The sequence below is a fragment of the Paenibacillus turicensis genome, assembly GCF_017873435.1.
Lineage (GTDB): Bacteria > Bacillota > Bacilli > Paenibacillales > Paenibacillaceae > Fontibacillus > Fontibacillus turicensis.
In genome coordinates this window covers 1-3,315 of record NZ_JAGGKG010000038.1, presented here as the reverse complement: position 1 = coordinate 3,315, position 3,315 = coordinate 1, and the positions used below count along the sequence as shown (strand labels likewise).

6 protein-coding genes and 1 pseudogene are annotated in these 3,315 nt (G+C 38.3%); all 7 read left to right on the top strand.

Translation table 11 applies throughout. The features are described from left to right. The first annotated feature begins 51 nt into the window (after nucleotides 1-51). The gene (locus tag J2Z32_RS22145) at nucleotides 52-603 is read left to right on the top strand and encodes a host-nuclease inhibitor Gam family protein (protein ID WP_210091379.1); all 552 of its coding nucleotides are present in this window, start codon (nucleotides 52-54) and stop codon (nucleotides 601-603) included. A gap of 1 nt (nucleotide 604) precedes the next feature. Next, nucleotides 605-1,249, top strand: coding sequence for an ERF family protein (locus tag J2Z32_RS22140; protein WP_210091378.1), 645 nt, complete (start codon nucleotides 605-607; stop codon nucleotides 1,247-1,249). Continuing rightward, nucleotides 1,242-1,661, top strand: coding sequence for a single-stranded DNA-binding protein (gene ssb / locus J2Z32_RS22135; RefSeq protein WP_210091377.1), 420 nt, complete (start codon nucleotides 1,242-1,244; stop codon nucleotides 1,659-1,661). Before J2Z32_RS22140 ends, ssb begins: the two co-directional genes overlap by 8 nt. 10 nt (nucleotides 1,662-1,671) lie before the next feature. Continuing rightward, entirely contained in the window at nucleotides 1,672-1,998 is a 327-nt protein-coding gene (locus J2Z32_RS22130; RefSeq protein WP_210091376.1) for a hypothetical protein, read from the top strand. A gap of 8 nt (nucleotides 1,999-2,006) precedes the next feature. Continuing rightward, a complete protein-coding gene (locus tag J2Z32_RS22125) occupies nucleotides 2,007-2,402 on the top strand; it encodes an HNH endonuclease (protein ID WP_210091375.1) in 396 nt (131 codons plus the stop codon). 21 nt (nucleotides 2,403-2,423) lie between these two features. Further along, complete coding sequence (locus tag J2Z32_RS22120; protein WP_210091374.1) at nucleotides 2,424-2,699, top strand: hypothetical protein; 276 nt, start codon at nucleotides 2,424-2,426, stop codon at nucleotides 2,697-2,699. Between the two features lie 12 nt (nucleotides 2,700-2,711). Then, a pseudogene (locus J2Z32_RS22115) lies at nucleotides 2,712-3,315 on the top strand (hypothetical protein); the annotation flags it as partial.

The window sequence follows — 3,315 nt, the reverse complement described above, 5'->3', positions numbered from 1 at the left end:
AAACAAAATTATTAACGACACTATATAACAGATATTAGGAGGTTGTCAAATATGATTAATCCTTTATACCAAAATGAGCTTGATGAAATTGAACAACAAGAGGAAGAAGAACGCCAGTCATTTAGTGTTACTGACTTAGAGTCTCTTAATTGGGTGCTTAGAAAAATGGCTGCTATTGAAGCGAAGAAAAATGAAGTTACTAAGCTTGCTGAATCTGAAATTTATCGCATTGAGTCTTACAAAAATAAGGAGCTAGAGAAGTTACAACGTGATACCGAATACTTCCAAAGCTTGGTTGGTGCGTATGCGGCTAAACAAAAGCTTGATGATCCTAAATTTAAATCAAAAACCCCTTACGGCACAGTGTCTTATAAAAAACAACAGCCCAAGTGGAATTACAACGAGGATGAATTGGTCAATTGGCTAGAAGCAAATCAAGCAAACGAACTAATTCGAGTTAAAAAAGAGCCTGACAAAGCAAGCATTAAAAAGATTTTCACACCAACGGAATCAGGGCAAGTGGTTGACCCTGATGGGCAGTTAGTAGCAGGAATCAACGTGGAATATCGAAGTGATGAATTAGTAATTAAGTTGGAGGTGTAACATGATTTTTTCTGAATCTAAGCAGGAAATCACAAAGTCATTGGTCGCAGCATGGGGAGCGATTGAAACGCCACAACATAATGCCCATGTAACTGTTACGACTAAAAGCGGAGGTTCTTATAAATTTTCTTACACCGATTTATCAGGGATATTTGAAGCTCTAAAGACTGTTTACAAAGACAATGGAATTGCGATCTTGCAAGAACCTAAAACGTTCTTTGAAGATGGGAAATTGATGTTATCGGTAGAAACGATGCTTTTACACCAAAGTGGAGAATGGGTTAAATCAGATCCGTTGATCGTATTTGCTAGTAATAACATGCAAGATTTAGGTGGTCAAATCACATATATGAAACGGTATTCTTTATCTGCAATATCTGGAATATCTACTGAAAAAGACGATGACGCAAATGGTGCATGTGGAAATGGTGTGGAGTTCGAGGACAAAACAACAAAAAAACTGAGTGACGCACAAGTAAAAAGGTTGTTTGCAATAGCTAATAACAAGGGATTTAGTGCGGCTGATGTTAAAAAGGCGATCATGAAAGATTACAACAAGACAATGGCAGAGGATTTAACAAAAGAAGAATATGACGCACTTTGCAAACGGCTAGAATCAGCCGAGAAGGAGCCTAACAATGCTTAATAGTGTGATATTAATAGGACGCCTAACAAAAGACCCAGAACTTCGGTATACACCCTCTGGAGTGGCTGTAACACAGTTTACCATTGCAGTTGATAGACCTGTGGGAAAAGACAAAGAAAAGGAAGCAGACTTCATTCCAGTTGTTACATGGCGGCAATTAGCTGAAACGTGCGCTAACTATTTACGCAAAGGAAGATTAACAGCAGTGGAAGGACGCATTCAAGTACGGAATTACGAAAACAGCGAAGGAAAACGCGTGTATGTAACCGAGGTTATTGCTAGTAATGTCCGATTTTTGGAATCAAGTAAGGATAACAACAATAAACAAAGTTCGCAGGATTCACAATATAACGATCCGTTTCAGGATGACGGAATGCCAATAGATATAGATGATGATTCTTTACCATTTTAAGGGGTGACACATGGACTTAATAAGCGTAACTCACGAGATACATGCCGCGTCACAGCGGCTTAGCAAGTCGGCTGATGCTCTCTTTACCTTAGGTAGAGAAAAGGCAGAAGCAGAGAAAGAATACCGCCTAGCATTAGCTAAAGAGATTTTGACATTACGTGCCGATGGCATACCAGTATCTATTGTCACAGATATAGCAAAAGGAAATGTAAGTGACAAACTATTTCAAAGGGATTTTAGCGAAGCGCAATTTAAAGCAGGCATTGAAGCTGCTGACGCAATCAAGGTACAGGTATCAGCTTTACAGACTATCCTTAAATACCAATCAGATATGTAGGTGACGACATGGACTTTGAACTCAGATCAGTACCAAAGCCTAATTTTGGACGAAACAAACAAAAGAGAGGTAAGCACACAGAAATAACAGATAAATGCAGTAGAGAGGTACACAGGCGGTCTAGTGAGCAAACAGGAGTAGATACATGTGAGTTATGTAAAACCACTAGACCCCGAAACTGGTTTGAGAGAGCGCATATAGTAAATGCCTCTCAATATGGATCGGGCAGTGAACCTTGGAATATTGCTCTAGTATGTGGTCCAAAAACCGAGACGGGAACGTGCCACCAGATTATAGATGAAACAGCATTGGGAAAACGGATTAAAGAGCAGAAGCAACGAGAGCTAATTGAGTATTACAAGAATGGCGAAGGTAAAAAGCATTGGCAATATACAGGCGATTAAAACAGTATTGGAGGGTGCTAAGTGAACTATTACATTCTTAGTCTCAAACACTCGAGAGGTAGAGCAGAATACGTGTGGTGGGAAGCTGAAAACAACGGTTATACCACCGATTTAAAACAGGCAGGAATTTATAGCGAAGAGAAAATAAATTCAAATCAACTTTACTACAAAAACACTGACACCTATCCAGTACCGGTCGAGGTAGTAGAAAAATTATTAACCAGTGTGACAGTGCCTACATTTAGCGATAATTGGCACTTGATGGATATACCAGTTGAAAAATTAAAGCATTACTAAGTAGGTGGTGACATGGAAGGGTGGATTAGACTTCACCGCAAATTAATGATTAGCGATACTTTTTCAAGACTTACAGCAGTACAGAAGCTTATCGCTATATACATCATACTAAACGCCAATCACGCTGACGGCGTTTGGTATGACAAATACAAAAATATCGAAGTAGAAATAAAGAGAGGTCAGTTAGTCACATCTCGTAAAAAAATAGCTTCTGAGTGGTTCCAAAATGATAAAGATGTAAGCGAGATGAAAATAAGAACATGCTTAGACAAATTAGAAAGAATCGGTTTTTTAACCAAGTCCTCAACCAACGACTATACCCTAATAACAGTGCTTAACTACGAGGTTTATCAAGGTTCTGACACTGACTACAACCAAGAGGATAACCAAGTCTTAACCAAGTCTCAACCAAGCGATAACCAAGCGATAACCACAAACAAGAATGATAAGAATGTAAAGAATGATAAAAATGATAAGAAAAAAGATATTATACCTAAAATTAATTTTGCTGAATTTGTAAAACTTACCCAAAACGAATATGACAAATTAATTGAAACTCATGGTGAAGATCGAACAAAACGAATGATTGAAATCTTAGACAACTACAAGGGAGCTA